The sequence below is a fragment of the Janthinobacterium violaceinigrum genome, from assembly GCF_009208555.1.
Classification (GTDB): Bacteria; Pseudomonadota; Gammaproteobacteria; order Burkholderiales; family Burkholderiaceae_D; genus Janthinobacterium; species Janthinobacterium violaceinigrum.
Map to the genome: position 1 here is coordinate 122,600 of NZ_WFLI01000009.1, position 26,521 is coordinate 149,120.

General features: G+C 64.7%; 24 protein-coding genes. 8 read left to right on the forward strand and 16 right to left on the reverse strand.

Translation table 11 applies throughout. The features are described from left to right. Positions 1 to 16: 16 nt before the first annotated feature. Positions 17 to 964, reverse strand: a complete 948-nt coding sequence (locus GCN75_RS10320) for a DMT family transporter (RefSeq protein WP_226941261.1) — start codon at positions 962 to 964, stop codon at positions 17 to 19. Between the two features lie 58 nt (positions 965 to 1,022). Further along, positions 1,023 to 1,787: an AraC family transcriptional regulator gene (locus tag GCN75_RS10325; RefSeq protein ID WP_152282440.1), complete on the reverse strand. Its 765-nt coding sequence runs from the start codon at positions 1,785 to 1,787 to the stop codon at positions 1,023 to 1,025. A 154-nt stretch (positions 1,788 to 1,941) separates the two neighbouring features. Between GCN75_RS10325 and GCN75_RS10330 the strand changes: the two genes are divergently transcribed. Then, positions 1,942 to 2,832, forward strand: a complete 891-nt coding sequence (locus tag GCN75_RS10330) for a tetratricopeptide repeat protein (RefSeq protein WP_152282441.1) — start codon at positions 1,942 to 1,944, stop codon at positions 2,830 to 2,832. Here the strand turns inward: GCN75_RS10330 and GCN75_RS10335 are convergent. Continuing rightward, positions 2,815 to 3,777 (reverse strand): GlxA family transcriptional regulator, encoded by a 963-nt coding sequence (locus GCN75_RS10335; protein ID WP_405002800.1) that lies wholly within the window; start codon positions 3,775 to 3,777, stop codon positions 2,815 to 2,817. The two genes, GCN75_RS10330 and GCN75_RS10335, sit on opposite strands and share 18 nt — an antisense overlap. 136 nt (positions 3,778 to 3,913) lie before the next feature. Between GCN75_RS10335 and GCN75_RS10340 the strand changes: the two genes are divergently transcribed. Next, on the forward strand, positions 3,914 to 4,558 hold the full coding sequence (locus GCN75_RS10340; RefSeq protein WP_152282443.1) for a cysteine hydrolase family protein: 645 nt from the start codon (positions 3,914 to 3,916) through the stop codon (positions 4,556 to 4,558). Here GCN75_RS10340 and GCN75_RS10345 read toward each other — a convergent pair. Continuing rightward, positions 4,555 to 5,064 (reverse strand): hypothetical protein, encoded by a 510-nt coding sequence (locus GCN75_RS10345; RefSeq protein ID WP_152282444.1) that lies wholly within the window; start codon positions 5,062 to 5,064, stop codon positions 4,555 to 4,557. The two genes, GCN75_RS10340 and GCN75_RS10345, sit on opposite strands and share 4 nt — an antisense overlap. Positions 5,065 to 5,214: 150 nt before the next feature. Between GCN75_RS10345 and GCN75_RS10350 the strand changes: the two genes are divergently transcribed. Continuing rightward, positions 5,215 to 5,778, forward strand: a complete 564-nt coding sequence (locus GCN75_RS10350) for a YdcF family protein (protein ID WP_152282445.1) — start codon at positions 5,215 to 5,217, stop codon at positions 5,776 to 5,778. 20 nt (positions 5,779 to 5,798) lie between these two features. Beyond that, entirely contained in the window at positions 5,799 to 6,977 is a 1,179-nt protein-coding gene (locus GCN75_RS10355) for a hypothetical protein (protein ID WP_152282446.1), read from the forward strand. A gap of 81 nt (positions 6,978 to 7,058) precedes the next feature. Here GCN75_RS10355 and glpK read toward each other — a convergent pair whose 3' ends face one another. The 8 genes from glpK to glpD all read right to left on the reverse strand — a co-directional run bounded on the left by glpK (position 7,059) and on the right by glpD (position 16,384). Continuing rightward, complete coding sequence (gene glpK, locus GCN75_RS10360; protein ID WP_152282447.1) at positions 7,059 to 8,552, reverse strand: glycerol kinase GlpK; 1,494 nt, start codon at positions 8,550 to 8,552, stop codon at positions 7,059 to 7,061. An 80-nt stretch (positions 8,553 to 8,632) separates the two neighbouring features. Then, entirely contained in the window at positions 8,633 to 10,360 is a 1,728-nt protein-coding gene (locus GCN75_RS10365) for an ABC transporter substrate-binding protein (RefSeq protein ID WP_152282448.1), read from the reverse strand. Positions 10,361 to 10,567: 207 nt separating this feature from the next. Beyond that, positions 10,568 to 10,870: a DUF2160 domain-containing protein gene (locus GCN75_RS10370; RefSeq protein WP_405002798.1), complete on the reverse strand. Its 303-nt coding sequence runs from the start codon at positions 10,868 to 10,870 to the stop codon at positions 10,568 to 10,570. A 1-nt stretch (position 10,871) separates the two neighbouring features. Beyond that, a complete protein-coding gene (locus GCN75_RS10375) occupies positions 10,872 to 11,678 on the reverse strand; it encodes a carbohydrate ABC transporter permease (protein WP_152282449.1) in 807 nt (268 codons plus the stop codon). Next, entirely contained in the window at positions 11,675 to 12,562 is an 888-nt protein-coding gene (locus tag GCN75_RS10380) for a carbohydrate ABC transporter permease (protein ID WP_152282450.1), read from the reverse strand. The genes GCN75_RS10375 and GCN75_RS10380 overlap by 4 nt, the downstream gene beginning before the upstream one ends. Further along, complete coding sequence (locus tag GCN75_RS10385; protein ID WP_152282451.1) at positions 12,559 to 13,659, reverse strand: ABC transporter ATP-binding protein; 1,101 nt, start codon at positions 13,657 to 13,659, stop codon at positions 12,559 to 12,561. The genes GCN75_RS10380 and GCN75_RS10385 overlap by 4 nt, the downstream gene beginning before the upstream one ends. A 1-nt stretch (position 13,660) precedes the next feature. Beyond that, on the reverse strand, positions 13,661 to 14,755 hold the full coding sequence (locus GCN75_RS10390; protein WP_152282452.1) for an ABC transporter ATP-binding protein: 1,095 nt from the start codon (positions 14,753 to 14,755) through the stop codon (positions 13,661 to 13,663). Between the two features lie 81 nt (positions 14,756 to 14,836). After that, positions 14,837 to 16,384, reverse strand: a complete 1,548-nt coding sequence (gene glpD, locus GCN75_RS10395) for a glycerol-3-phosphate dehydrogenase (RefSeq protein WP_226941263.1) — start codon at positions 16,382 to 16,384, stop codon at positions 14,837 to 14,839. A 193-nt stretch (positions 16,385 to 16,577) separates the two neighbouring features. Between glpD and GCN75_RS10400 the strand changes: the two genes are divergently transcribed. Continuing rightward, the gene (locus GCN75_RS10400; RefSeq protein WP_193317096.1) at positions 16,578 to 17,339 is read left to right on the forward strand and encodes a DeoR/GlpR family DNA-binding transcription regulator; all 762 of its coding nucleotides are present in this window, start codon (positions 16,578 to 16,580) and stop codon (positions 17,337 to 17,339) included. A gap of 36 nt (positions 17,340 to 17,375) precedes the next feature. Here GCN75_RS10400 and GCN75_RS10405 read toward each other — a convergent pair whose 3' ends face one another. Beyond that, complete coding sequence (locus GCN75_RS10405) at positions 17,376 to 18,380, reverse strand: zinc-dependent alcohol dehydrogenase family protein (RefSeq protein WP_152282453.1); 1,005 nt, start codon at positions 18,378 to 18,380, stop codon at positions 17,376 to 17,378. A gap of 124 nt (positions 18,381 to 18,504) precedes the next feature. Between GCN75_RS10405 and GCN75_RS10410 the strand changes: the two genes are divergently transcribed. From GCN75_RS10410 to GCN75_RS10420, 3 genes are all read left to right on the forward strand, one after another. Beyond that, positions 18,505 to 19,383 (forward strand): LysR substrate-binding domain-containing protein, encoded by an 879-nt coding sequence (locus tag GCN75_RS10410; RefSeq protein ID WP_152282454.1) that lies wholly within the window; start codon positions 18,505 to 18,507, stop codon positions 19,381 to 19,383. 321 nt (positions 19,384 to 19,704) lie between these two features. Next, on the forward strand, positions 19,705 to 20,208 hold the full coding sequence (locus GCN75_RS10415) for a MarR family winged helix-turn-helix transcriptional regulator (RefSeq protein WP_152282455.1): 504 nt from the start codon (positions 19,705 to 19,707) through the stop codon (positions 20,206 to 20,208). Positions 20,209 to 20,287: 79 nt separating this feature from the next. Continuing rightward, entirely contained in the window at positions 20,288 to 21,205 is a 918-nt protein-coding gene (locus GCN75_RS10420) for a pyridoxal-phosphate dependent enzyme (RefSeq protein ID WP_152282456.1), read from the forward strand. A 3-nt stretch (positions 21,206 to 21,208) separates the two neighbouring features. On the opposite strand, the gene GCN75_RS10425 is transcribed toward GCN75_RS10420, so the two are convergent. The 3 genes from GCN75_RS10425 to GCN75_RS10435 all read right to left on the reverse strand — a co-directional run bounded on the left by GCN75_RS10425 (position 21,209) and on the right by GCN75_RS10435 (position 26,515). Then, positions 21,209 to 23,233, reverse strand: coding sequence for a sensor domain-containing diguanylate cyclase (locus GCN75_RS10425; RefSeq protein ID WP_193317445.1), 2,025 nt, complete (start codon positions 23,231 to 23,233; stop codon positions 21,209 to 21,211). A 19-nt stretch (positions 23,234 to 23,252) separates the two neighbouring features. Beyond that, entirely contained in the window at positions 23,253 to 23,783 is a 531-nt protein-coding gene (gene cysC / locus GCN75_RS10430; RefSeq protein WP_152282458.1) for an adenylyl-sulfate kinase, read from the reverse strand. A gap of 62 nt (positions 23,784 to 23,845) precedes the next feature. Next, complete coding sequence (locus tag GCN75_RS10435) at positions 23,846 to 26,515, reverse strand: nitrate reductase (protein WP_152282459.1); 2,670 nt, start codon at positions 26,513 to 26,515, stop codon at positions 23,846 to 23,848. Positions 26,516 to 26,521 lie beyond the last annotated feature (6 nt).

Genomic DNA, 26,521 nt, shown 5'->3' on the forward strand with positions numbered 1-26,521 from the left:
TGGCCGGTGCCGCGCCCTATGCGATCCGGGCCGCCGCCGCGCTGGCCGCCCGCTGCGGCCGGTGCGCCACCGCGCATGCCAGCACGCCCGCCAGCAACAGGGCCGTCGCCGCAGCTTCCGCCGCGGTGGGCCAGCGCCGCTCCCACGCATAGCCGTACACCAGGGCAAACAGGAATTCAAAGACAATCATCTGCCCCATCAAGGTCAGCGGCAGCACGCGGCTGGCGTAGTTCCACAAGCCATTGCCGACGACTGAACACAGCAGCGCCACGCCCGTGACGAGGCCGGCAAACTGCAGCCATGCCGTGCCGCCATGCGCGGCCGGAGCGGCAAGCGCGACGGGAATCGCCAGCAGCAAGGCGGCGGCGCCCGTCACCACGCCCGTCAGCAGATTCCACTCCTGCGCCGACACCGCGCGCAAGCGCCCCAGCCAGCGGCTATTGCCGACGGCATACACCGTCCACGACAGCAGCGCCGCCAGCGCGCACAACAGTCCCAGCAGCGATGCATGGCCGGGATGCGCAAGCGACTGCCAGCTGATGCACAGCAAGCCGGCACCGCTGAGCACCAGCGAAGGGAGCAGCTTGCGCAGCGGCACGGCATCGCGGTCGCGGCTGCCGACCACGGTGACGACCAGCGGCAGCAGGCCGATCACCATCGACGTCATGGCCACCCCGCCCGTCTGCACGGCGCTGGCCAGCAGCACGTAATAGATGATATTGCCGGTCAGGCTGAGCCAGATCAAGCCCCGCCATTCGCGCCAGCCCAGGCTGCGCAGCAGGCGCCGCCACGACGGCGCCACCAGCACGGCCGCGATCAGGCCGTAGGCCAGGTAGCGGCCCACCGACAGTTCCAGCGGCTGGAACGCGGGCAGCAGCGCCGGCGCCAGGAACACCAGCCCCCACAGCGCGCCCGCAGCGATGCCGGCCAGCATGCCCAGCCGGGTCATATTCTTTTGCAACATAGTCAATCTCCTGAAAAGGAGATTGTGGCCGCTGGGGCGCGCCCGTTCTTGGCGCCATCTACTGCGTTTTTGACCTGTTCTCGCGACGTTGGCGCCGGTAGGCGGCCGGCGTGGCGTCGATGCTGTCGCGCATGGCCCGCGTCAGCGCGCTCTGCTCGGAAAAGCCGGCCGCCAGGGCAATCTCGGCAATGCTGACATCGCTTCCGGCGAGCAAGTCGCAGGCCCGCCTTATCCGCTGCTGTTGCAGCCAGGCATGCGGGCTCGTATCCATTTCTTCGCGGAACAGTGCATGCAGGCGGCTGACGCTGAGGTTGGCAAAGCGCGCCATCGATAGCGTCGACCAGGGCAAGCCAGGCTCGGCCTGCACGCGCGCCAGCAGCGCAGCCAGCCGCGAGCGGACCTGCGGCGGGGTCTGCAGCAAGGTGTCGAGCAGCAGCGGTGTCCAGCCGTGGATGACGGCTGGCGTCAGCGCCTGCTGCCCCTCCATGATGCCCAGGTATTCGATCAGCTTGCGGGCGCCCGGCCCCAGCGCCGCATACGGCCGCTCCAGCAAACGCCCCCAGCTGCCCTGCTCCACGGCCGCCGCATCCACGTCAACGATGATCGAGTGGTTGGCCACCCGGCTATGCTGGGCGTGCCAGGTATTGGCCGGGATCACCACGCCCTGTTGCGCGTCCACCTTGCCCTGCTTGCCGTCGATCTCCAGCAGCAGCTGGCCGTGCAGGGGCAGCACCAGCTGCACGAAGTCATGCCGGTTCGGCGCGCCGATTTCCGCGTAGCTACGAAAGCTGAGGTCGAAGGCAGGATGGGGTGTGCTGGACATGGGGACCGGCCTGGGCGAAGAAGCAATTATTTTATCAGCACGGCGATTGTCAGCACGGCAATGCCTCAGGCCTGGCGCGCCGCCCCGCGCTCCGACGGTGCGCGCCAAGGGCGCCCGCTTGCTCTACACTGGCGTTTTATCCTCTGCCACTTCCATGCTACTACCTGCACAACTCGCCCACATCTCGGTGGAACAAGACTGGCAACACAGCGCACCCTACCCGCCCCTCGGCTTCAATCCCTTCGTCGAAGGCGCGCTGGGCAATGGCGATACCTACGGCCTGTACTGGCCCATCGGCCGCGAAGCAAGCGAACCCATCGTCGTCGAAACGTGGCATGACGAATGGCGTTTGCAGCCGAACTTTTCCAGCCTGGCCGCTTTCCTGCGCGCCCATGCGGCAGCCGGCGACGCAGAAGACGGAGACGAAGAAGACGAAGAAGGCTACGTGGCGCTGCCCACCTTGGCCGACGACCCCGCCTCGCCGCGCGCCGCCTTCCTGGCGGCCAGGGAATCGATTGCCCAGCAAAACCCCGCGGCCGCCATCGCCTTGCTGGAAGCGGCGCTGGCCCTCCTGCCCGAATACACGGATGCGCTGGCGCTGCTGCACGGCCAGTATGTGCGCGCGGGAAGAACCGATGAGGCGGTCAGGGTGGCGATCCAGTCCATCATCTCGCCGCCCTCGTTCGGCGGCCCGCCCTTGAAAGCCTTGCAATGGCTGCGCACGCAGCCGGTACCGCAGAATGAACGCGACCCGATCTGGCACGCCTGCGGGCAGCTGTCGTTCAACTTCGGCGGCAGCAAGGAAAATGCGGACTACCCCGTGCTGCTCGCCGCTATCGACACGTATCTTGAGCAAGGCAATTACCGCTGCGCCTCGACCCTGATGCAAACCTATGCTGAACTGATGAGCGCGGAAACCGTGTCCTTCCAGGAACGCCACGCCTTCGATCCGGCCGCCTTCATTGCGCGGCAGCTCGCCGTCAGCGCCGCGCTGCCGCAGGGCAGCCGCGACCCGGCAAGGCTATGGTCAAACGGCCTGGCTTAGCTGCTGCCGGAACAGCTTGCGGTAGGCCGACGGCGACGTCTGCAAGCTGGCGCGGAAATGCTGGCGCAGCGACAGGGCCGTGCCAAAGCCGGCCTCCTGCGCCACGACATCGATCGATACTGCGCTTTTTTCCAGCATGCCTTGCGCATGCGCAAGACGCTGGTTCAGCAGCCACTGCTTGAACGACGTGCCCGTGGCCTGGCGAAAATGGCGCGTGAAGTTGCGCCGGCTCATGGCAGCCCGCTCGGCCAAGGCATCGATGCTGTGGGCCATGCCCAGGTTGGCCGTCACGCAGGCCAGCACGTCGGCAAAACGCCCTTCGCTGCCGGACACGGGCAGCGGACGCTCGATGAACTGCGCCTGCCCGCCCTGGCGGTGCGGCGCCACCAGCAGCCGGCGCGCCACCCTGTTGGCCACTTCGGCACCTGCCAGCTGGCGCAGCAGATACAGGCAGCAATCGAGGCCGGCCGCCACGCCGGCCGACGTCAGCACGGCGCCATCGTCCACGTACAGCACTTCGCGGTCCACCCTCACCTTGGGATAGCGTGCCGCCAGCCGCTCCGCCATGCCCCAGTGCGTGGCTGCGCTCTTGCCGTCCAACAAGCCCGCCTGCGCCAGCGGAAACGCGCCCAGGCACAGCCCCACCATGCGCGCGCCGCGCCCGCTGGCTGCCTGCAGCGCCGTGACCAGCGGTTGCGCCGCGTCGCGGCAATCGTCGTGCCAGGCCGGCATGATGACGATATCGGCATCTTCCAGCCCTTCCAGTCCGAACTCGGGCGTGATGCCGAAGCCGGCCGCCGTGCGCAAGGGCACGGGATCGGCGGCGCACACGCGCACGTGGAAAGGCGGCAGGTCGGTCTCGTCCGTCTGGGCGCCAAACACGAGGCAAGGCACGGACAGGTGAAAAGGCGTCATGCCGTCGAAGGCAATCACGGCAATGGTCAGGGGAGTGGAAGACGGAATAGGCATGGCCCGATTTTATCGCAGATAGGCCTTCAGGCCACTTTTTGTTTGCAAGGTCCGGCCTGAGAATGGCGGTATCGAGGAAGTCCTTCCTCTTTCAACCATGCCAGGAGAACCCATGACCACCACCCCGCGCCGCGCCCTGCTCGTCATCGACGTGCAAAATGAATACTTCACGGGCGACATGCCCATCGAATATCCATCCGTCGACATTTCCCTGCCGAATATCGTCACCGCCATGGCCGCCGCGCGCGCCGCCGGCGTGCCCGTGATCGTCGTCCAGCACGATGCGCCGGAAAGCTCGCCCATCTTCGCCAAGGGCAGCGACGGCTGGCAGCTGCATCCGCAAGTGGCCGCCTTTGCCGCCGACCACCGCATCAACAAGGTCATGGGCAGCGCTTTCGCGGGCACGGATCTGCGCGCCTGGCTGGAGGGCCACGGCATCGACACCCTGACGGTGATCGGCTACATGACGCACAACTGCGACGCGGCCACCATCTTCCAGGCCGCGCACGATGGCTTGCAGGTCGAATTCCTGCAGGACGCCACGGGCACCCTGCCCTATGCGAATGGGGGCGGCACGGCCAGCGCCGAGGAAATCCACCGCGTGTTCAGCACCGTGTTCCACTCGAATTTCGCCGCCGTCGTCAGCACGCAGGACTGGCTCGCGGCCGTGCGCGAGGGCAAGCCGCTGGAAAAGGACAATATCTACCTGTCGAACCAGCGCGCGCGCAAGGCGGCCACCGTCCAAGGTCGCAGTTAAAAACGCCGGTGCCCGTCATCGGCGTCGCAGCGCCCGCTGAACTTGACCAAGCCATCGACCGTGATCACGCCGCTGCGGCGATTGATCACCACGGTGGGACGGTTCAGGCTATTGAGCTGGAAACGGCCACGAATTTCATCGTGGCCGACGACCAGGTCCATCAAGTCCCACCAGCCATTGTTGCTGTCGCCGTGGATTGGCGGAACCAGTTGCTTGGGCAAGCGGATTTGTGCCGCACTGCCCTGGACGCTGACATTGACGGCCGTATCGAAGCGGCTCTTGCCTGTCTCCACGGTGGATTTCTGCACGTACCTGTGCTTGTCGCTGTCCCATTCCATGCCCGAGCGGTTTTCCATGACAATCTTTTCCGCCTCGCCATAGCACACGAGCTGGATATCCTCGCCGCGCCCATCCCGCTCCGGGCGGTCATACTGCCCCGCCGGTTCAGGCTGGCCCGTTTGGGCGGCAATGGCCATGGCGATCAACAGGCTGGAAATGGCTGTCATGCAGGTTCTCCGATGCAAGATGGACGAAGCGAGGTTGTCAGTTCACCAAGCTTAGCATGGAAGGACCGCTGCCGGCATGGCTTGCGAACGCTCACGGCAGGACGTGATCTGCTACAGTCGCGCTCACGAAAAATTTGCCGGATGCATACGATGCGTAGACTGAAACTGACCGCCCTGCTGGCGTTGATGATTTTCCTGCTGGCCACCGCCGCGCTGGTGCTGGCCGGACTGAACGACAAACTGGCCCCCGCCGACATGATCGTCGTGCCGGGCAACACGATTGCCCCGGACGGCACGCCCAGTCCCCGCCTGCAGGCACGGCTCGATGCGGCCCTGGCGCAGTTCCAGGCTGGACGGGCGCCCCGCATCCTCGTCAGCGGAGCGACGGGCAAGGAAGGGTTCGACGAAGCCGCGTCCATGGCCCGCTACCTGCAGTCGCGCGGCGTGCCGGCCAGCGCCATCATTGAGGATAATCAAGGCTGGACCACGGAAGCGACGGCCCGCAATGCGGCAATCCTGATGCGCGAGCACGGCTGGAAGACGGCCATGGTGGCCACGCAGTATTTCCACGTCCCGCGCTTCCGGCTGGCCTTGGAGCGCAGCGGCATCGCCGTCAGCGGCAACGTGCACGCGCCCTATTTCGAATTGCGCGATTTATACTCCATTCCCCGGGAAACTGTCGGCTATGCGGTGTACTATGCATTTCATCAGTAATTAAAAACAGGATGGAATGAATGCAGCAATTACTTATGGTTTTGATTGCCGCTTTCGGCCTCGTCAATTCCAGTTTCGCTCAAAACAAAGAAGAATTTCCCCTACGCGATTTTACGAAATGCAGTGTGGAGAATAAAAATGCGGGATATACAAAACCCTGCAAGGATGAATTAAACAGCACGGATATCAAAGAATCTCGGGAGTCTGGCGAAAAACAGCCTTTTTCCTTTGCAATACAAGGCGATACGCTAACAATCACGGCCAAGGTCGCCGCTGGCGATATTACGTTCGCGGGCAAGCCTTATCTCTGCTGTGACATACAGGCTTATCTCGATCCGCTTGGCAATGATCTCTATGCGGCGAAGTTTCGCTGGCATGACATGGATAAATCACTGCTGGAATTGCGCTTGTTTAATGTGGCCAAGCCATCGAATGGCAACGCCACCTACCATGGCAGCAAGGAATTCCTTGTCCCACGCAACGATATCGATCAATCCGTGTTGAAAAATGCCGGCATGGTACTGACTGAACATGCATTTAAAATCAGCCAAGAATTTGGTGCGCGCATGGTCACTGTCATCAAAGGCCGCGCTTGCCTCCAGAACTTAACGGCTTGCCGGGTGATTTACATGGCAGATGGCCAGTCGCTGGCTTTCCTGGTCAAGAACGCCGTGCTCAATCAGCACGATTTGAGCCGCTTTGTTTTCGTGGGCATCCATATAGCGGAAGCCAAAGAAAAGACTAATAATATCCGCATCGATGAGCTGTTATTTGGCTACCATCCTGCTCGCTATGACACCTTCATGCATTTTGCCACTGTGACCCTCATACACGAAATTGAAGGGAAAGACATTCCGTTGGCACGCTACAGTGCTGGCTATTCGAATGGCGGCGCCTGGGCCTACGATATGCTGCTGGCCAGGCCCGACGTGTTTTCCGGCGCGATTGTCATGTCGCCCGCGGAATGGAAGTCGCGAACAGATACCCGTCTGACGGAGCGCCGTGTCTTCATCGGCGCCGGCCACCTGGAAAGCGGGTTCCTGGCCAATGCGCGCGCGATGGCAGCAGACCTACGCTCCAGAGGCGCGTTGGTGCAGGAAATTTACGTGCCAAGCGGCCATGGCATGAATACGTGGACGAATATCTGGAGCCGCTCGCTGCTGGCCCTGTTGGACTCGGCACCGGCCCGGCGTCCATGAACGCCTTGACCTCCGGTCTTATCGTTCCCCTGCCCCTGCGGTGCCTTTTCCTGGCGACGGCAAGACACGGCCAGTAAGCAGTCACTCGCTCCAGTCGCGCGAGCGCTCCACGGCGCGCTGCCATTTGTGCAGCCGCGTCAGGCGCTCGTCGGCCGCCATCTTTGGCTCGAAGCGGCGTCCCACCTGCCATTGGGCAGCGATTTCTTCCTCGGATTGCCAGAAACCCACAGCCAGACCCGCCAAATAAGCGGCGCCCAGGGCCGTCGTTTCCGTTACCACGGGGCGCACCACGGGCACATTCAAGATGTCGGCCTGGAACTGCATCAGCATGTCGTTGCGGGCCGCACCGCCGTCCACGCGCAGCTCGGACAGTGCGATGCCCGCGTCATCCTGCATGGCGGACAAGACGTCCACGTTCTGGTAGGCCACGCCTTCGAGCGCCGCGCGCGCGATGTGCGCCTTGCCCGTGCCCCGCGTGATGCCGATCAGGGTGCCGCGCGCATACGGGTCCCAGTACGGTGCGCCCAGGCCCGCGAACGCGGGCACGAAGACCAGGCCGCCCGAATCGGGCACGCTGGTGGCCAAGGCTTCCACTTCGGACGAGTCGCGGATGATGCCGATGCCGTCGCGCATCCATTGCACGGCCGCGCCCGCGATGAAGGCGCTGCCTTCCAGCAAATAATCGGTCTTGTCGCTGCCCGCGCCCAAGCTCCAGCCCACGGTCGTCAGCAGCCGGTTTTTCGATGGCAAGGGGCGCTTGCCCACGTTCATCAGCATGAAGCAGCCCGTGCCATAGGTATTCTTTGCCATGCCCGGCTTCAGGCACGCCTGGCCGAACGTGGCCGCCTGCTGGTCGCCCGCGATGCCGGCGATGGGCACCGACACGCCCAGCAGAGCAGCATGCGTGTGCGCCGCCACGCCGCTGGACGGCACGACGTCGGGCAGCAAGGAGGCGGGAATGTCCAGCAGCGCCAGCAGATCCGTGTCCCACTGCAGGGTGTGGATATTGAACAGCATGGTGCGCGCCGCGTTGCTCGTGTCCGTCAAGTGGGCGCCGCTCATCTTGTAGATCAGCCAGCTGTCGACGGTACCGAAAGCCAGCTCGCCCCGCTCGGCGCGCGCGCGGGCGCCGGCCACGTTGTCGAGCAGCCATTTGAGCTTGGTGGCGGAAAAATAGGCGTCCAGCACGAGACCCGTCTTGCGCTGGATCACGTCCGCCTTGCCCTGCTCGACCAGTTGCTCGCAATAGGCGGCATTGCGCCGGTCTTGCCAGACGATGGCGTTGGCGACGGGCTCGCCCGTGGCGCGGTCCCACAGCACCGTCGTTTCGCGCTGGTTAGTTACGCCGATGGCGGCCACGTCGGAAGCGGCCACGCCGCTGTCGCGCAGCACCTGCTGCAGCACGCCCTCTTGCGAGGCCCAGATTTCGCCCGCGTCATGCTCGACCCAGCCCGGCTGGGGGAAGATCTGCCGGAACTCGCGCTGCGCGCTGGCGTGCGGCCGGCCCGCGTGGTCGAACAGGATGGCGCGCGAACTGGTGGTGCCCTGGTCTAAAGCAAGTATGTATTTGGTCATGGTCGCTACTACGTCTGTACAGTAAAAAAGGCACGGGCAAGCGCCCGTGCCCCGGGAAAGCGGCGGCAGAGTTTACACGACTACCTTACCTTGCCTTCTTTCCAAGCCTGCAATAATTTATCGTAGGCAATCGTTTCGCCCTTCGGCTTTTCATTTGCCAGCTTTTTCCAGGGGGCGTGCTGGTCCGACAGGTACTGGTTCGGGTCGCCCTTGGCATTGAGCTTCGGTGCGCACGCCTTCATGCCGGCCCGCTGCAGACGTGCCATGACCTGGTCCATTTCCTCGGCCAGGTTATCCATGGCGGCTTGCGGCGTTTTTTCCGCCGTAATCGCCGTGGCCACGTTCTTCCACCACAGCTGGGCCAGCTTCGGATAGTCGGGCACGTTGTTGCCCGTCGGCGTCCATGCCACACGGGCGGGACTGCGGTAGAACTCGATCAAGCCGCCGTATTCGTTCGCGTGTTTCGTGAAGTAATCGTGGCGGATGTCGGAATCGCGGATAAACGTCAGGCCGACGATCGATTTCTTCAGCGACACGGTTTTCGAGGTGACGAATTGCGCGTACAGCCAGGCGGCCGCCTTGCGGTCATCGGGCGTGGACTTGAACAGGAACCAGGAACCCACGTCCTGGTAGCCGTTCTGCATGCCCTCTTTCCAGTACGGGCCGTGCGGCGACGGCGCCATGCGCCATTTCGGCGTACCGTCCTTGTTCACCACCGGCAAGCCCGGTTTCGTCATGCCGGCCGTAAATGCCGTGTACCAGAAGATCTGCTGGGCGATTTCGCCCTGCGCCGGCACGGGACCCGATTCCGAGAAATTCATGCCGTTTGCCTGCGGCGGCGCGTATTTCTTCATCCAGTCGATATATTTCGTCAGCGCAAAGACAGCGGCCGGCGAATTGGTGGCGCCGCCGCGCGACATCGACGCGCCCACGGGCGTGCACTTGTCGGCCGCCACCTTGATGCCCCACTCGTCGACGGGCATGCCGTTCGGAATGCCCTTGTCGGCCGCGCCAGCCATCGACAGCCACGCATCGGTAAAGCGCCAGCCCAGCGATGGATCTTTCTTGCCGTAATCCATGTGGCCATAGACTTTCTTGCCGTCCAGTTCCTTCACGTCATTCGTGAAGAAATCGGCGATATCTTCATACGCGGACCAGTTCTGCGGCACGCCCAGCTCATAGCCATACTTGGCCTTGAACTTCGCCTGCAAATCCTTGCGCGCGAACCAGTCGGCGCGGAACCAGTACAGGTTGGCAAACTGCTGGTCGGGCAATTGATACACCTTGCCGTCCGGCGCCGTGGTGAAGCTGATGCCGATGAAATCCTTCAAGTCCAGGCCCGGATTCGTGTAGTCCTTGCCCTTGCCCGCCATATAGTCGGACAGCGGTTCCACGGCGCCATAGCGGTAGTGGGTGCCGATCAGGTCAGAATCGGAAATCCAGCCGTCATAGATGCTCTTGCCGGACTGCATCGACGTTTGCAGCTTTTCCACCACGTCGCCTTCCTGGATGATGTCGTGGCGCACCTTGATGCCCGTGATTTCCTCGAAGGCCTTGGCCAGGGTCTTCGATTCATAGACGTGGGTATCGATGGTTTCCGAGACCACGGAAATTTCCTTGATGCCCTTGGCTTTCAGCTTGGCCGCCGCATCGATGAACCATTTCATTTCAGCAAGCTGTTGCTGCTTGCTCAGGCTGGATGGCTGGAATTCCTTGTCGATCCAGGTTTGCGCCTGCTTGGCGTCGGCCAGGGCCGCATTCGACACGAGCATGGCCGCAGCCGCGAAGACCGTGAACTTCAATTTCATCGTGAATCTCCCTTATAGTTGTCATCCGGCCTGCCGGAGGCGGGCCGCTGTTTTCATCTACGACTTCACACATCCAACTAATTTGAAGCGCCTGACAGAAGCTTAGCGAGCGGCAGTGATTTGTGGCCGAGAAGCGCAACCGTACTTTAGTACGGTGAGCATCGCCGGCCGCAAAGCGCGCCGCGCAGTAGCTGATGTCTGGTGCCCTCACCCCCAACGCATTACCACCAACAACACTACAAAACTGATGCCCGCCCCGATGGCCTGCTGCATTTCCGTGAAGCCCGCCCACGCCAGGTTCACGTAGGCGGCCGTGAGCAGCCCGATGAACAGGCGGTCGCCGCGCGTGGTGGGCATGGGCAGGAAACCCTTGCGTTCGATGCTGGGCGAACGGATTTGCCACACCGTCATGCCGGCCAGCATCAGGCCGATGCAAATGAAAAAGACGGCCACTTCGGGCGTCCACGCCATCCAGCCGAACAGGCTGGCCGTGCTATCGGTATTTTCCATGTCACACCCTCCCCATCGCAAAACCCTTGGCTATGTAATGCCGCACGAACCAGATCACCAGCGCGCCGGGCACGATGGTCAGCACGCCGGCCGCCGCCAGCACGCCCCAGTCCATGCCGGCCGCCGACACGGTGCGCGTCATGGTGGCGGCGATGGGCTTGGCATTGACGGACGTCAGGGTGCGCGCCAGCAGCAGTTCCACCCAGCTGAACATGAAGCAGAAGAAGGCCGTCACGCCCACGCCCGACTTGATCATCGGCAAGAAGATGCGGATGAAGAAGCGGGGGAAGCTGTAGCCGTCGATATACGCCGTCTCGTCGATTTCCTTGGGCACGCCGGACATGAAGCCTTCCAGTATCCACACGGCCAGCGGCACGTTGAAGACCATGTGCGCCAGCGCCACGGCCAGATGCGTATCCATCAGGCCCACCGTCGAATACAGCTGGAAGAACGGCACGAGGAAGACGGCGGGCGGCGTCATGCGGTTGGTCAGCAGCCAGAAGAACAGATGCTTGTCGCCCACGAAGTTGTAGCGCGAGAACGCATACGCGGCCGGCAAGGCCACCGTGACGGACATCACCATGTTCAAGGCCACGTAAATCATGGAATTGATGTAGCCGCTGTACCAGGAACGGTCCGTGAAAATCGTGTGGTAGTTGGCGAACGTCAATTGCTGGGGCCACAGGCTCAGCACGCCGACGATTTCCTCGTTGGTCTTGAGCGACATGTTGAGCATCCAGTAGATGGGCAATAGCGAGCCCAGCAGAAAGACGATCAGGATGGTGCTGCTCATTTTCTTGTGCATCATTTCTGGTCTCCCGTGCCGACGCGCTGCATCCACGTGTACAGCACAAAGCAGAACAGCAGGATGATCAGGAAGTAAATCAATGAAAACGCCGAGGCCGGCCCCAGGTCGAACTGGCCCACGGCCTTTTGCGTCAGGTATTGCGACAAAAAGGTGGTGGCATTGCCGGGGCCGCCGCCCGTCAGCACGAACGGTTCCGTATAGATCATGAAACTGTCCATGAAGCGCAGCAACACGGCAATCATCAGCACATTGCGCAGTTTCGGCAGCTGGATGTAGCGGAACACGGCCAGGCGCGAAGCGCCGTCGATGCGGGCTGCCTGGTAATACGCGTCGGGAATGGCGCGCAAGCCCGCATAGCACAGCAGCACGACCAGCGGCGTCCAGTGCCAGATATCCATCACCATCACCGTCAGCCACGCGTCGAGCGAATTGCCGTTGTAATTGTAGTCAACACCGAGCTGGTTCAGGGTATAGCCCATCAGGCCGATGTCGCCGCGGCCAAAGATTTGCCAGATGGTGCCCACCACGTTCCAGGGGATCAAAAGGGGCAGCGCGATCAGCACCAGCGCCAGCGACGCCTTCCAGCCATCGGCCGGCATGCACAGGGCGATCAGGATGCCCAGCGGAATCTGGATGGCCAGCACGGAGCCGGAAAACAGCAGCTGGCGCAGCAAGGCGCTGTGCAAGTCGCCGTCGAGCATGACCATGCGGAACCACTCGGTACCCACGAACACTTTTTGCGTGGGACTCAGGATATCCTGCACGGAATAGTTCACCACCGTCATCAGGGGCAGGATGGCGGAAAAGGCCACGCACAGCAGCACGGGCAGGATCAAAAGCCAGGCGCGGCGGTTGTTATCGGTTTTACCGTTATGTATCATCATGCCACCCGCTTATCGTTGACATAGAACAAGGTGCGTTGCGGCGGAAAGCGCAGCCGCACGGCATCACCAGGCGCGGCATCGATGGCGCGCAGCTTGGCCGCCACCGTCGCGCCGCCCAGCTGGAATTCCGCCAGGTAATGCGTGCCCATGTTGCGCACGGCCGTCACCGTGGCGTCCAGGCAATGGTCGCCACCTTCGCCACCCTCGCCTGCCTTCACGCATTCGACGAATTCGGGCCGCACGCCCACCGTGATTTTTCCTTGCGCGCCCGACAGCGCCGCACGCGCGGCGGCGGACACGGCGAGCGGCTGGCCCGCCACGCGCACGCCGCCATCGTCCAAGGTGCAATCGAGCAAGTTCATGCCCGGGTTGCCGATGAAATAGCCGACAAACGTGTGCTCGGGCTCCTCGAACAGCGCTTGCGCGCTGCCCGTCTGCACCACTTCGCCCTGCGTCATGACGACCACCTGGTCGGCAAAGGTCAACGCTTCCACCTGGTCGTGCGTGACGTAGATCAGGGATAACTTCAGTTCGTGGTGGATTTCCTTGAGTTTGCGGCGCAGCAGCCATTTCAGATGCGGGTCGATCACCGTCAGCGGTTCATCGAACAGCACGGCCGCCACGTCGGGGCGCACGAGCCCCCGGCCCAGCGAAATCTTTTGCTTGGCGTCCACGGACAAGCCGCTGGCGCGCAGCTTCAGGTCGCCCGTCAATTCCAGCATCTGCGCCACCTGCTGCACGCGCTTCTTGACCTCGCTCTCTTTCCAGCCGCGATTACGCAGGGGAAACGCCAGGTTGTCGTGCACGGTCATGGTGTCGTAGATGACGGGAAACTGGAACACTTGCGCGATATTCCTCGCCTCGGTCGGCAGCTGCGTGACGTCCTTGCCGTCGAACAGCACCTTGCCGTGCGACGGTTTCACGAGGCCGGAAATGATATTGAGCAAGGTCGTCTTGCCGCAGCCGGACGGCCCCAGCAAGGCATAAGCGCCGCCGTCACGCCACTCCATGCTCATGGGCCGCAGCGCATAGTCGGCCGGTGCCGCGGGATTCGGTTTGTAGGCGTGGGCCAGGTCGACCAGTTCGATGCGCGCCATGTCACACCCCTCCTTGCACAGGAGCAAACAGCAGTGCGCCGTCATCGGCAAAGATCAGCAAGGCGTGCGGCTGGCAATACACGGTGCAGGCGCTGCCGATCTCCAGGTTGTGCACGCCGCCCAGCTGCGCCACCAGGGCCAGCTCGCCGCGGCGCGCATGCACATAGGTTTCCGAACCGCTGATTTCCGCCAGGTCCACCTGCACCGCGATGGGCACGTCGCCATCGGACTGGGGCGACAGATGCAGGCTGTGCGCGCGCACGCCGAGGATCACGTCGCGCCGCTCGCCCAGGCGGGCCCGCTGCTCGCCGCTCAAGTGGATGGCCAGGCCGTCGGCCGCCTGCGCCACGCCGTGCGCATCCACGCGCGCGGGGATCAGGTTGATGGGCGGATCGCTGAAGGTGCGCGCCACGTCGATGGAATTGGGCGCATTGAAGACGTCCAGGGTCGGCCCCTGCTGCAGCAGCCGTCCCTCGTGCAGGACGGCCACGTGGCCGCCCAGCTGCAGCGCTTCCAGCGGTTCCGTGGTGGCGTACACGACGGTCGTGCTGCCGCTGGAAAACAGTTCCGTCAATTCGCGCCGCAATTCCTCGCGCAGCTTGTAGTCGAGGTTGACCAATGGCTCGTCGAGCAGCAGCAACGATGCATCCTTGATCAGCGCGCGTCCCAGCGCCGTGCGCTGCTGCTGGCCGCCCGACAGTTCGCCCGGCGTGCGCTGCAGGTAGGGCGTGATGTGCAGGCGCTCGGCCAGCGCCAGCACTTTCGCGCGGATCTGTTCCTCGGGCACCTTGCGCAAGCGCAAGGGCGAAGCGATATTGTCGTAGACGGTAAAGGCCGGATAATTGATGAATTGCTGGTACACCATGGCCAGGTTGCGCTTGCTGACGGGCACGCCCGTCACATCCACGCCATCGGCCGTGACCGTGCCCCCGCTGGGCTTGTCCAGGCCCGCCATCACGCGCATCAGGGTCGTCTTGCCGGCACGCGTGGTGCCCAGCAAGACGTTGATGGCGCCCGGCACCAACGCCAGCGACATCGGATATAAAAAGTCGTCAGCCCCCTGCTTCCTGCTGATCTTGTCCAGTACCAGTTGCACGCGATTCTCCTCCAGTGATGATTTCTTATTCTTCGCCGCACCCTCTGCGGGGCGCGGTCGCCAGCGTGTTCGGTCTTGCTCCTACGGCAATAACGGGTGCTGCAACAGCCAGGCGCCCAGCGTGTCCGCCGTCCCGCGCGGCAGGTGCAAGCCCAGCTTGGAGCGCCGCCACAGGATGTCGGCCGCGCTGACGGCCCATTCATGGCGCCGCAGATAATCGACTTCCGCCGCGTACAGGCCGGCGGCGATTTCCTCGCCCATGGCCGCCACGTCCTTGCGCCCCGCGAGCAGCAGATGGATGCGCGTGCCATAGGCGCGCGCATAGCGCGCCACCAGCGCCGCCGGCAGCCACGCGTACTCGCGCTGCAAGTCCTGCACGAACTGGCCGAACTCGCGCACGGACCGGTTCTGCGGCGTGCTGCCGAACACGTCGCCGCCGGGCAGGCAGGCATGTTCCGTCCACGCGGGCTGCGCATTGCCGAGAATCGGCGCCAGCAAATCGAGCGCTTCCTCGGCCAGCTTGCGGAAGGTGGTGATCTTGCCGCCGAAAATGCTCAGCAGCGGCGCCCCTTCCTGATGCAGCTCGAAACGGTAGTCGCGCGTGACGGCCTTGGCGTCTGCCGCCGCGTCTTCCACCAGCGGACGCACGCCCGCATACGTCCACACCACGTCGGCCGGCACAATGGGCTTGCTGAAATAGTAACTGGAAAGCTCGCACAAGTAACGAATTTCCTCGTCATCGATTTCCACCTTGCCGCTGTCGCCGTGGTAGTCGAGATCGGTGGTGCCGATCAGGGTGAAATCGTGCTCGTACGGAATGGCAAACACGATGCGCCCGTCCGGATGCTGGAAGATATACGCATGATCATGCGCGAACAGGCGCTTGACGACGATATGGCTGCCTTTGATCAGGCGCAAATGCCGGCCCTGTCCGCCGGGCGCCGCCTGCTGCAGGAACTCGGCCGTCCACGGCCCCGCCGCATTGACGACGCTGCGCGCGCGCACCATCGTCTGCCTGCCGCCCGCGTGCTGCAAGGTGGCCAGCCAGGAAGCCCCCTCGCGCGCCAGCGCCGTGCAGCGCGTCTGCGTCAGCACATGCGCGCCCTTGTCCGCCGCGTCGATGGCGTTGAGCACCACCAGGCGCGCATCGTCGACCCAGCCATCGGAATACACGAAGCCCCGCTTGAATTCGGGCTTGAGCGGTTTGCCCGCCGCGTGGCGCGTCAGGTCGATGCCGTGCGAGGCGGGCAGGATTTCCCGCTTCGCCAGCATGTCATAGAGGAACAGGCCGGCGCGTATCAGCCAGGCGGGACGCTGGCCCCGCGCATGCGGCATGACGAAGCGCAGCGGCCACATGATGTGCGGCGCCGAGCGCAGCAGCACTTCGCGCTCGATCAGCGCCTTGCGCACGAGGCCAAACTCATAGTATTCGAGGTAACGCAGGCCGCCGTGTATCAGCTTGGTGGACGCGGACGACGTATGCGCGGCCAGGTCGTCCTTTTCGCACAGCACCACGGACAAGCCCCGGCCCGCCGCGTCGCGCGCGATGCCGGCGCCATTGATGCCGCCGCCCACCACCAGCACGTCGCATTCCATCGCTGTCTCCACACCTTGCTGTGCTGCGGCCATCGGGACTCCGTGTCTGTCGGGGAAAGGCCGGCGAGGAAAGACTAGGCATCGCCGGCGACTGTCGTTAAGATCAATACAGATGCATTTCGAATGCAATATGGATAAGGTTACGCCAGAATACGAACCCATAGCAACATATTTTCAATACTATTTGTTCGTTTCTGTTCGTTTGTGATTTTTAAAGAGACAGCCCATGATTTTGAATCCCCGCCAGCGCCGCCTGCTTGAAGTGGTGCGCCAGAAGGTCACCATGTCCGTCGAAGAGCTGGCCCAGCAGCTGGACGTGACGCCGCAAACCGTGCGCCGCGACGTCAAGCAGATGGAAGAAGCGCGCCTGCTGGCCCGCTACCACGGCGGGGTCGGCTTGCCCTCGTCCGTGGAAAACATCGATTACAGCCAGCGGCAAGTGTTCAACAGCGACGCCAAGCGGCGCATCGCCGCCGCCGTCGCCGCGCAAGTGCCGCACGGCTGTTCGCTGCTGATCAATATCGGCACGACCACCGAGGAAGTGGCGCGCGCGCTGGGCCGGCACACGGGCTTGCACGTGGTGACGAACAACCTGAATGTGGCCGCCATCCTGGCCGACAACGCGGCCTGCGAAGTCATCGTGGCCGGCGGCGTGGTGCGCGGGCGCGACCGCGGCATCGTGGGCGAAGCCACCATCGACTTCATCCGCCAGTTCAAGGTCGACATCGGCATCATCGGCATTTCCAGCATCGACGAAGACGGCAGCCTGCGCGACTTCGACGCGCGCGAAGTGAAGGTGGCGCAAGCCATCATCGAACAGTCGCGCGAAGTGTGGCTGGTAGCCGACCAGCACAAGTTCGGCCGCAAGGCGCTGGTGCGCCTGGCCGACCTGGCGCAAGTCGATATCCTGTTTACGGATGCGCCGCCGCCGCCCCGCTTTGCCCAGGTCTTGCGCGACGCCAGCGTGAAAGTGCACGTCGCCGCCTGACGCTGGCCGTCGCCGGGCGGGACAGGTGTCCGCTTCTCAGTGCGCGATGGCAAGCTTGCCGAAGTGGCGCCCGCCGGCGCCCAGCTCCGCGTACGCGGCGGCCGTGTCGTCGATGCCGAACACGCGGTCGATGACGGGCACGATGCCGTGCGCGGCGATGGCCTGGGCCGCCTGCGCCAGGTCGGCCACGGAACCCGTGTTGTTGCCGACGATGCGCAAGGCCTTGACGATGACGGGCAGCAGATCGATGCTGGCGGCCGTGCCGCCGACAAACCCCACCGTGAAGATGGTGCCGCCCATCGCCGCCGCATTGAGCGAGCGCGCGATGGTGGCGCCGCCCACCGTCTCAACCACCAGGTCGGCGCCCCGCCCGCCCGTCAGTTTCAGCACTTCTCCATCCCAGGCCGGCGTGGCCCGGTAGTTGATCAGGTGATCGGCGCCCAGCTGGCGCGCGCGTTCCAGCTTTTCATCGCTGGACGACGCCAGGATCACCGTGGCGCCCGACGCCTTGGCGAACTGCAGCGCAAAGATGCTGACGCCGCCCGTTCCCAACAGCAGCACCACCGACCCGGGCCGCACTTGCGCCGAACGCACGGCATTCCAGGCCGTCGTCGCCGCGATGGGCAGGGCCGCACCCTGGATGAAATCGAGATGGGCCGGCAAGGCGACCAGGCTGGCCGCGGGGACGGCCACGTACTCGGCCAGCGAGCCCGGCAAGGTGACGCCCCGCATCGCGCCCACGTTGTGCGGCGTGATGGCCCCGCCCTGCCAGTGCGGCATGAAGTGGGGGATGACGCGGTCGCCCACGGCCAGGCCGCAGACGCCCTCGCCCAGCGCCGCCACGTCGCCCGCGCCGTCGGCGACGGGGATCAGCGGAAAGGCCGCGCCGGCAAAGCTGCCCGTGGCAATCGCCACGTCCAGGAAGTTGAGCGTGGCGGCGCGCATGCGCAGCACCACCTCGCCCCGGCCCGGCTGCGGTTCGGGCAGCGCGGTCTGGCGAAACGCGGCAAGGGAGGGAGCGGTCAGTTGGATGGCTTTCATGGTCTGTTCTCAGGCGATATGTATGAGGGTGGCCGCAGGCTTGCGGGAAAAACAGCAGTGTCATTTAAAATCATGAATAGATAAACTATGGTTTACTTCATTGATTTAACACTAGGAATTGCCAATGGATTTGCTCGACAGCATGAAGGTGTACGTACTGGCCGTTGAAAAAGGCAGCCTGAGCGCTGCCGCGGCCGCCAGCGCCATCTCCGCGACGATGGCCGGCAACCACGTGCGGACGCTGGAAAAGCGGCTGGGCATGCAACTGCTCCACCGCACCACCCGGCGCCAGCACCTGACCGCCTTCGGCGAGGATTACTACGCGCGCTGCAAGGAAATCCTCAGGCTGGTGGCGGAAACCGATGTGCAGGCGCAAAACCTGCAACTGGCGCCCGCCGGCAAGCTGCGCGTCACGGCGCCGCTGACCTTTGGCGCGGAAGCGCTGATGCCCGCCATGGCCGTGTACCTGGAGCGCCATCCCCAGGTGAGCATCGACGTGTCCCTGAGCGACCGCGTGGCCGACCTGGTGGAGGAAGGCTTCGAGGCCGCCATCCGTATCGGCCAGCTGCCCGATTCGTCGCTGATCGCCAGGCCGCTGGCGCCCTACCGGCTGATGATCTGCGCTTCGCCCGACTACCTGGCGCGCAGGGGTACGCCGCGCGAACCGGCCGACCTGAGCCGGCATGAATGCCTGTCCTTCTCGCCCGCGGCCCTGGCGCACTGGCGCCTGACGGGCGAGGACGGTGTTTGCAGCGTGCCCGTCTCGGGCCGCCTGCAAGTCAATCACGGCCAGGCGCTGCGCGTTGCCGCCTTGCATGGCATGGGTATCGTGCTGCAACCGGCCTTCCTGCTGGAAACGGACGTGCGGGCGGGCCGCCTGGTGCAGCTGTTTCCCACGCATGCACTGCCCAGCCGCCCCTTGAGCGTGGTCTACCTGCCGGACCGCTATCGCTCGCCCAAGTTGCGCAGCTTCGTCGATTTTCTGGTGGAACGCTTCAGCTGAGTGGTGCCGCAAACAACATGTGCTATTCGACATCAGGTGCGCGTTGAAATATTTATCAATTCGGCAAAAATCATGTTACCATTGATGCAACATGAGTTATTTTTTTAATCTTCCTCTCCGGCAATACGATTAGTCGCTTGATATTGCTTTTTATCTATCTGGAGCAAGAAAAACAGGAAAAACTCTTTGCCGGTAAGTGATTTCCTGTGAAAACAGTGTTAGAAATACCTCAAGCACGATGATTGTTCCCAAACAAACCACTCGACAGCAAGCGTGAAGGCCTTAACCATGCCGGCAACGCCGCCCAGTGAAGGAAAAGAAATGAGCCATAATTTTGAAACGGCCGCCATGCCGCAAACCGCCCATTCCAACAGCGTCCCCGTCAGCGAGCTGGAAGCCCATCTCGGCTACTGGCTGCGCTTCGTCTCCAACCACGTTTCCCACAGCTTCCAGAAAAAAGCGGAAGCCAACGGCGTGACGGTGTCCGAATGGGTGGTGCTGCGTGAAATGTTCCGCCTGGGCTGCACCTCGCCCACGGTGCTGGCGCAGGTGTCGGGCATGAGCAAGGGCGCCGTGTCGAAGCTGATCGACCGCCTGGAAAGCAAGGGCATGGTCAGCAAGTCGATCCTGCTGGCCGACCGCCGCCAGCACTCGATCGAACTGACCACGGAAGGCGAAGCGCTGGTGCCCGTGCTGGCCGAGATGGCCGACCAGAACGACGAGGAATTCTTCGGCAAGCTGCCGCGCCAGCTGCGCGACGACCTGCTCGAAGCGATGAAGGAAGTGGCGCGCACGCATCAGCTCAAGAGCGTGCCCCTGAATTAAGCCAGCGTGCGGCAAGGGTGAGACGGTGGCGCCGGCGCTTCGGCTATGATGCAGGCCTGACCGTCTTCCAGGAACACGCATGGCCCTGCACATCGAAACTCCCCTGCTCAACTCGCGCGCCCTGAGCCTGCACAGCGAACGCGCCATCTGGCTCAAGCTCGAAGCCTTGCAGCCGCCCGGCTCCTTCAAGATCCGCGGCATCGGCCTGGCCTGCGAAGAATACGCACGGCGCGGCGCCAGCCGTTTCATCTCTTCTTCCGGCGGCAATGCCGGCATCGCCGTGGCCTATGCGGGCCGCCAGCTGGGCATTCCCGTCATCGTCGTCGTGCCGGAAACGACCAGCGAACGGGCCCGGGCCCTGATCGCGCAGGAAGGGGCCGAAGTCATCGTGCACGGCGCCGCCTGGCAAGAGGCCAACGCGCTGGCGCAATCGATGCTCACGCCGCAGGACGCCTTTCTGCACCCGTTCGACGACCCGCTGCTGTGGCAGGGCCATGCGGGCATGATCGATGAAGTGGCCGGCGCGGGCCTGAAGCCGGACGCCGTGGTGCTGTCGGTGGGCGGCGGCGGCCTGCTGGCCGGCGTGGCCGAAGGCTTGCAGCGCAATGGCTGGGACGACGTGGCCCTGGTAGCCGTGGAAACAGAAGGCGCCGCCTCGCTGGCCGCCGCCGTGGCCGCGCGCGAACACGTGGCCCTGCCTGCCGTGAGCAGCATCGCCACCTCGCTGGCCGCGCGCCAGGTCTGCGCGCAGGCATTCCACATCAGCCAGACGCGCCCGCTGCACAGCGTGGTGGTGTCGGACCGCGCCGCCGTCGACGCCTGCCAGCGCTTTATCGGCGACCAGCGCCTGGTGGTGGAGCCGGCCTGCGGCGCCGCGCTGGCGGCCGTCTACGGCAAGGCGCCGCAGCTGGCGCCCTACCGCAATGTGCTGGTCATCGTGTGCGGCGGCGTGACGGCCACCACGCAGCAGCTCGATCACTGGACTGCTACCCTGTAAAACCTACGGCGCCGCCTCGAGCAGCGCCACGCCGTCGCGGCCCTGCCCCTTGGCCTGATACAGGGCCTGGTCGGCCAGGTCCAGCAGCAGCGCCGGCGTCAGCGCGCCTTCGCGGAAGAGGGCGATGCCGATGCTGGTCGTCACGGGCAGCGGGCCGCCGGCCAGTTCGAATGGCTGGCGGATGGCGTCGATGATCTTCGCGCCGATCTGGCCCACTTCGGCCGCGCTTTTCACGCCCTCGAAAACGATCACGAATTCATCGCCGGCCAGGCGCGCCACCAGGTCGCTGGCGCGCACGCTGCGCACCAGGCGCGCGGCGAATTCCTTCAGCACCTCGTCGCCCGCATGGTGTCCCAGGCTGTCGTTGATGGCCTTGAAGCGGTCGATATCGAGATAGGCCAGCGCCATCGGCGCGCGCGTGGCGCGCGTGCGCTGCATGCTTTGCGCCAGCTGTTCGTCGAAGCGGCGGCGGTTGGCGATGCCCGTCAGCGTGTCGGTGGCGGCGGCAAACTGCAGCGCCGTATGCACTGCCTTGGTCTTGGTGATTTCATGGATCAGGCCATACACGCCGGCCACCGCGCCGCTGTCGTCCACATGGGGCACGTAGCTGGTCTGGAAGGCGCGCCGGCCCCTGCCCTGCGCACCCTCGCTTTCGCCCTCGATGTCGCCGTCGACGGTAAATTCGAACTCCACCTCCTCGCCCGAGAAGGCGCGCCGCAGGTAGGCTTCGCGCAACTGGTACGCTTCCTCGCCCAGCACCTCGCGGATGGAATGCATCAGGCTTTCCTTGCGCGACATGCCGAACCATTTTTCAAACGTGGCGTTGATGAACTGGTAGCGGTGCTCGCGGTCGATGTAGACGATCACCACGGGCACATGGTCGGTCAGCAGCTTCAATCGCCGCTCGCTGTCGCGCGTCTGCGCCTCGGCGATTTCGCGCTCGGCCACCAGCGAGTAAAAATCGCGGCTCAAGTCGCCGATCTCGTCGCGCCGCTCGATCTGCAGCGCCTCGATGCCCAGGCGCTGGCGGCGGATCTGGCGCACCTGGCGGCGCAGGCGCTCCAGCGGTTGCAGCAGACGCAGCACCACGCGCCAGCCGGCCAGTCCCGCCAGCAGCGCCAGCAGCACGGCGGCCAGCAGTATCCTGCTGCGCATCGCATGCAATGGCGCGAAAGCTTCGTGCATCGGATACACCGAGGCCAGTATCCAGCCCGTGGCGGCGATGCGGTGATAGGCGAACAAGGCATCGACGCCTTGCGTGGTGGTGCCCGTCAGCCAGCCCTCGAAGCCCTGCATGGCGCGCCGCGTCGGTTCGCTGACGGGGCCATTCGCTTCGATATGCTGCATGATGCGCGACTTGTCGGGATGCTCGACGATGACGCCTTCGCTGGTCATGATGTACAGGTAGCCGCCCGTGCCCGGCTTGAGCGTGCCCAGGCGCCCCAGGAAATCGGGCTGGCGCAGGTTCACGCTGGCCGCCAGCACATAGCGCACGCCGCCCTGCGCGTCGAACACGGGCTGCGTCACCACCACGATGGGCATGCCGGAAATGCTGCCGTTGAGCGGCGCGGAAATCACCGAGCGCCGCGTCGCCAGCGTCTGTTCGAAATACGGGCGGCCCTTCAGGTTCAGCCCCGCCTGCGGCTTGAACGGACTCACGCTGGCCAGGACCAGGCCGTCGATGCCGACCACGCCGGCCGAATAGAATTCCTTGCCCAGCACCGTTTGCGCGGCCAGGAAGCGCTGCAGGCTGGCGCCATCGTGCGCGCCGCTGGCCGCCAGGCTGTCCGCCATCGCGCGCAGCACATTGCGCTTGGCGTCGAGTTCTTCATCGATGAAGACGGCGGCGCTGGCCAGCGATACGTATTGCTGGCGGCCCGTCACGTCGCGCATGCCGCGCTCGGCCACGCTCAGGGTGGCCAGCGCCAGCGATGCCACGGCGGCCAGCACGAGCAGGAAGACGACCACGCTCATGCGCGCCTTCAGGCTGGCGGGCAAGCACCTGCGCAGCAGTGTGCGCAATCTCATACGCATCGCCGCCCCGCCGTTACAGCCGCTGCTGCAAAAGCCGGCACAGGCGTTCGACCGACTCTTCCAGCGCCAGCACCTGGGTGTCGAGGTTCAGCGCGGGCGACAGCGGTGCTTCGTAGGGCGCGGAAACACCCGTAAATTGCGCGATCTGGCCTGCGCGCGCCTTCGCATACAGGCCTTTCGGATCGCGCGCCTCGCACGCGGCAACGGGCGTGCTGATATGCACTTCGATGAACTGTTCGGCGCCGACGATGGCGGCAGCCATGGCCCGGTCGGCGCGGTACGGCGAAATGAAGGCAGCGATGACGATCAGGCCCGCCTCGTTCATCAGGCGCGCCACTTCGGCCGTGCGGCGGATATTCTCATGCCGGTCTTCCGGCGTAAAACCCAGGTCGCGATTCAGGCCATGCCGCAGCTGGTCGCCGTCGAGCATCGCCACGGCCCGGCCCTGCGCCTTCAGCGCCTGCGCCAGCGCCTGCGCGACGGTGGTCTTGCCGGCGCCGCTCAAGCCCGTCAGCCAGACCGTGGGGTGTTGTACTGCTGTCATCACACTGCCTCTCTGTTATAGAGCAGGCAATATAACAAAGCCGTGCCGGAAAGGACAGATTTTCAGGCCGCGCTGCGCACCTCAAGCAGCAACTGTCGTATCTCCGGTACGCAGGAGCCGCAATTGCCGCCCGCCTTGACGCAGGCCGTCACCTGCGCCGCCGTCGTCAGCCCCTGCTCCCGGATGGCCGCGCAAATGGTGTTGCGCCCCACGCCAAAGCACGAGCACACGGTGGCGCCGGCGTCGACACCCTTGCCGAGGGGCTGGCCCAGCAGCACGCCGGCGCGGTCCGCCACGTCCATCTGCGCGTGCGCAAACAGGCTGGCCAGCCAGCTGCGCGACGGCAGGTCGGGCCGCGGCGACACATACACGCACTGCGCGATGCGCCCCTCTTCCAGGTGCACGGCGCGGTACACGCCGGCGCTGGCGTCCGCGTAATCGAGCCAGTCGGCATGCTCGTCCTCCACGCCCAGCAGCGCGCGCGCCCAGGCGCCCAGGTCATCGATGCGCTGGCGCCCCGCCAGCTCGTAGCGCAGGAACTGCTCGCCCTGGATGCGCGTCCAGTGCGCCACGCCATCGAGCGCCAGGGGTGTGCGGCTCAGCACGAACGCATGCCAGTTCACGCGGAACTGCTCGATGCGCACGGGCGTATGCTTGAATTCGGGCTCGCCCGAGACGGGGTCGACGGCCGGATTGACGACGGCACCCACGCGCGCATCGGACGCATTTGCGTCGCTCCAGTGGATGGGCACGAAGACCTGGCCGCGCGCGATGCCGCCGCCGTGCACGACCCGCGCCACCATCGCGCCCCAGGCGCTGGAAATGCGCGCCAGTTCGCCTTCGCGCACGCTGTACAGCAGCGCATCCTGCGGGTGGATGTCGATGAACGCCTCGGCCACGTGGCCGGACAGTTTCGCCGCCTTGCCCGTGCGCGTCATCGTATGCCACTGGTCGCGCACGCGGCCCGTATTCAAGATCAGCGGATAGTCCTCGCCGGGCAGGTTCTGCGGCGCGCGCGGCGCCGTGGGAATGAAGCGCGCGCGCCCGTCCGCATGCGCGAAACGGCCATCGCCGAACAGGCGCGCCTGGCCCTGCGGCCACTGCTGCGGCTGCAAGCCATCGTACTGCGCACCGCTCAGCCCCACCAGGTGGATCAGGTTGAACAGGCGCGCCAGTGCCCCCTCGTTGCGGAAGGCGGACAGGCGCGCGTGTTCGTCGAAGATGGCTTGCGGCGACGTGAAGTCGAAGCCCGCATAGCCCATGCGCGTGGCCACCTCGCACAGCACCTGCCAGTCGGCGCGCGCTGCACCCGGCGCCGGCAGGAAGGCCCGCTGGCGCGAGATGCGGCGCTCGGAATTGGTCACCGTGCCATCCTTTTCGCCCCAGCCCAGCGCCGGCAGCAGCACGTGCGCATGCGCATTCGTGTCCGACTGCGCGCTGATGTCCGACACCACCACCAGTTCGCATTTGGCCAGCGCGCGGCGCACCTGGTCGGCGTCCGGCATGCTCACCAGGGGATTGGTGGCGATGATCCACACGGCCTTCACCGTGCCCGCCTCGATGGCGTGGAACAGGTCCACCGCCTTCAGGCCAGCTTTGGCGGCGATGCGGGGCGCATTCCAGAACGACTGCACCGTTTCGCGGTGCCGGGGATTGTCCAGCTCCAGGTGCGCCGCCAGCATATTGGCCAGGCCGCCCACTTCGCGCCCGCCCATGGCGTTCGGCTGGCCCGTGAGGGAAAACGGCCCCATGCCGGGCTGGCCGATGCGGCCCGTCGCCAGGTGGCAGTTGATGATGCTGTTGACCTTGTCCGTGCCGCTCGACGACTGGTTCACGCCCTGCGAAAAGGCCGTGACGACCTTGCGCGTGGCGGCAAACGCCTGATAAAACGCCAGCAAGGCGTGCGGATCGACCTTGCACATGGCCGCCACCTGCAGGGGATCGCCGCAATCCACGTGTGCGGCTGCCAGCGCCTCGTCCAGCCCCGCACTGTGCTGGGTGACGAAAGCGCCGTCGATCGCGCCTTCCTTCGCCAGATAGCACAGCAAGCCGTTGAACAGCCACACGTCGGTGCCCGGTTTCACGGGCAGGTGCAGATCGGCCAGCTCGCAGGTGGCCGTGCGGCGCGGGTCGATCACCACCAGTTTCATGTGCGGCCGGCTTTCGCGGATGCGCGCGATGCGCTGGAACAGGATGGGATGGCACCAGGCCGTGTTCGAGCCCACCAGCACGACCATGTCGGCCAGCTCCAGGTCGTCGTAGCAGCCGGGCACGATGTCTTCGCCGAATGCGCGCTTGTGGCCCGCCACGGCCGACGACATGCACAGGCGCGAATTGGTGTCGATATTCGCGCTGCCCACATAGCCCTTCATGAATTTATTGGCCACGTAATAATCTTCCGTCAGCAGCTGGCCCGAGACATACAGGGCCACGGCGTCGGGGCCGTGTTCGGCGATGATGGCGCGCAAGCCGCCCGCCACCTTGTCCAGCGCGGCATCCCAGGAAGCGGGCCGCAGCACGCCGTCCACGCGCACCTGCGGCTGCAGCAGCCGCTTGTCCAGATCCAGCGTATCGCCCAGCGCCGAGCCTTTCACGCACAGGCGTCCCAGGTTGGCGGGGTGGCTGCTGTCGCCGGCGATGCGGATGGCGCCGCCGGGCAGGCGCGCCGCGTCCACGCCGCAGCCGACGCCGCAGTACGGGCAAGTGGTTTTCACGGGTGGGCAAGTCGTCATGGGGAT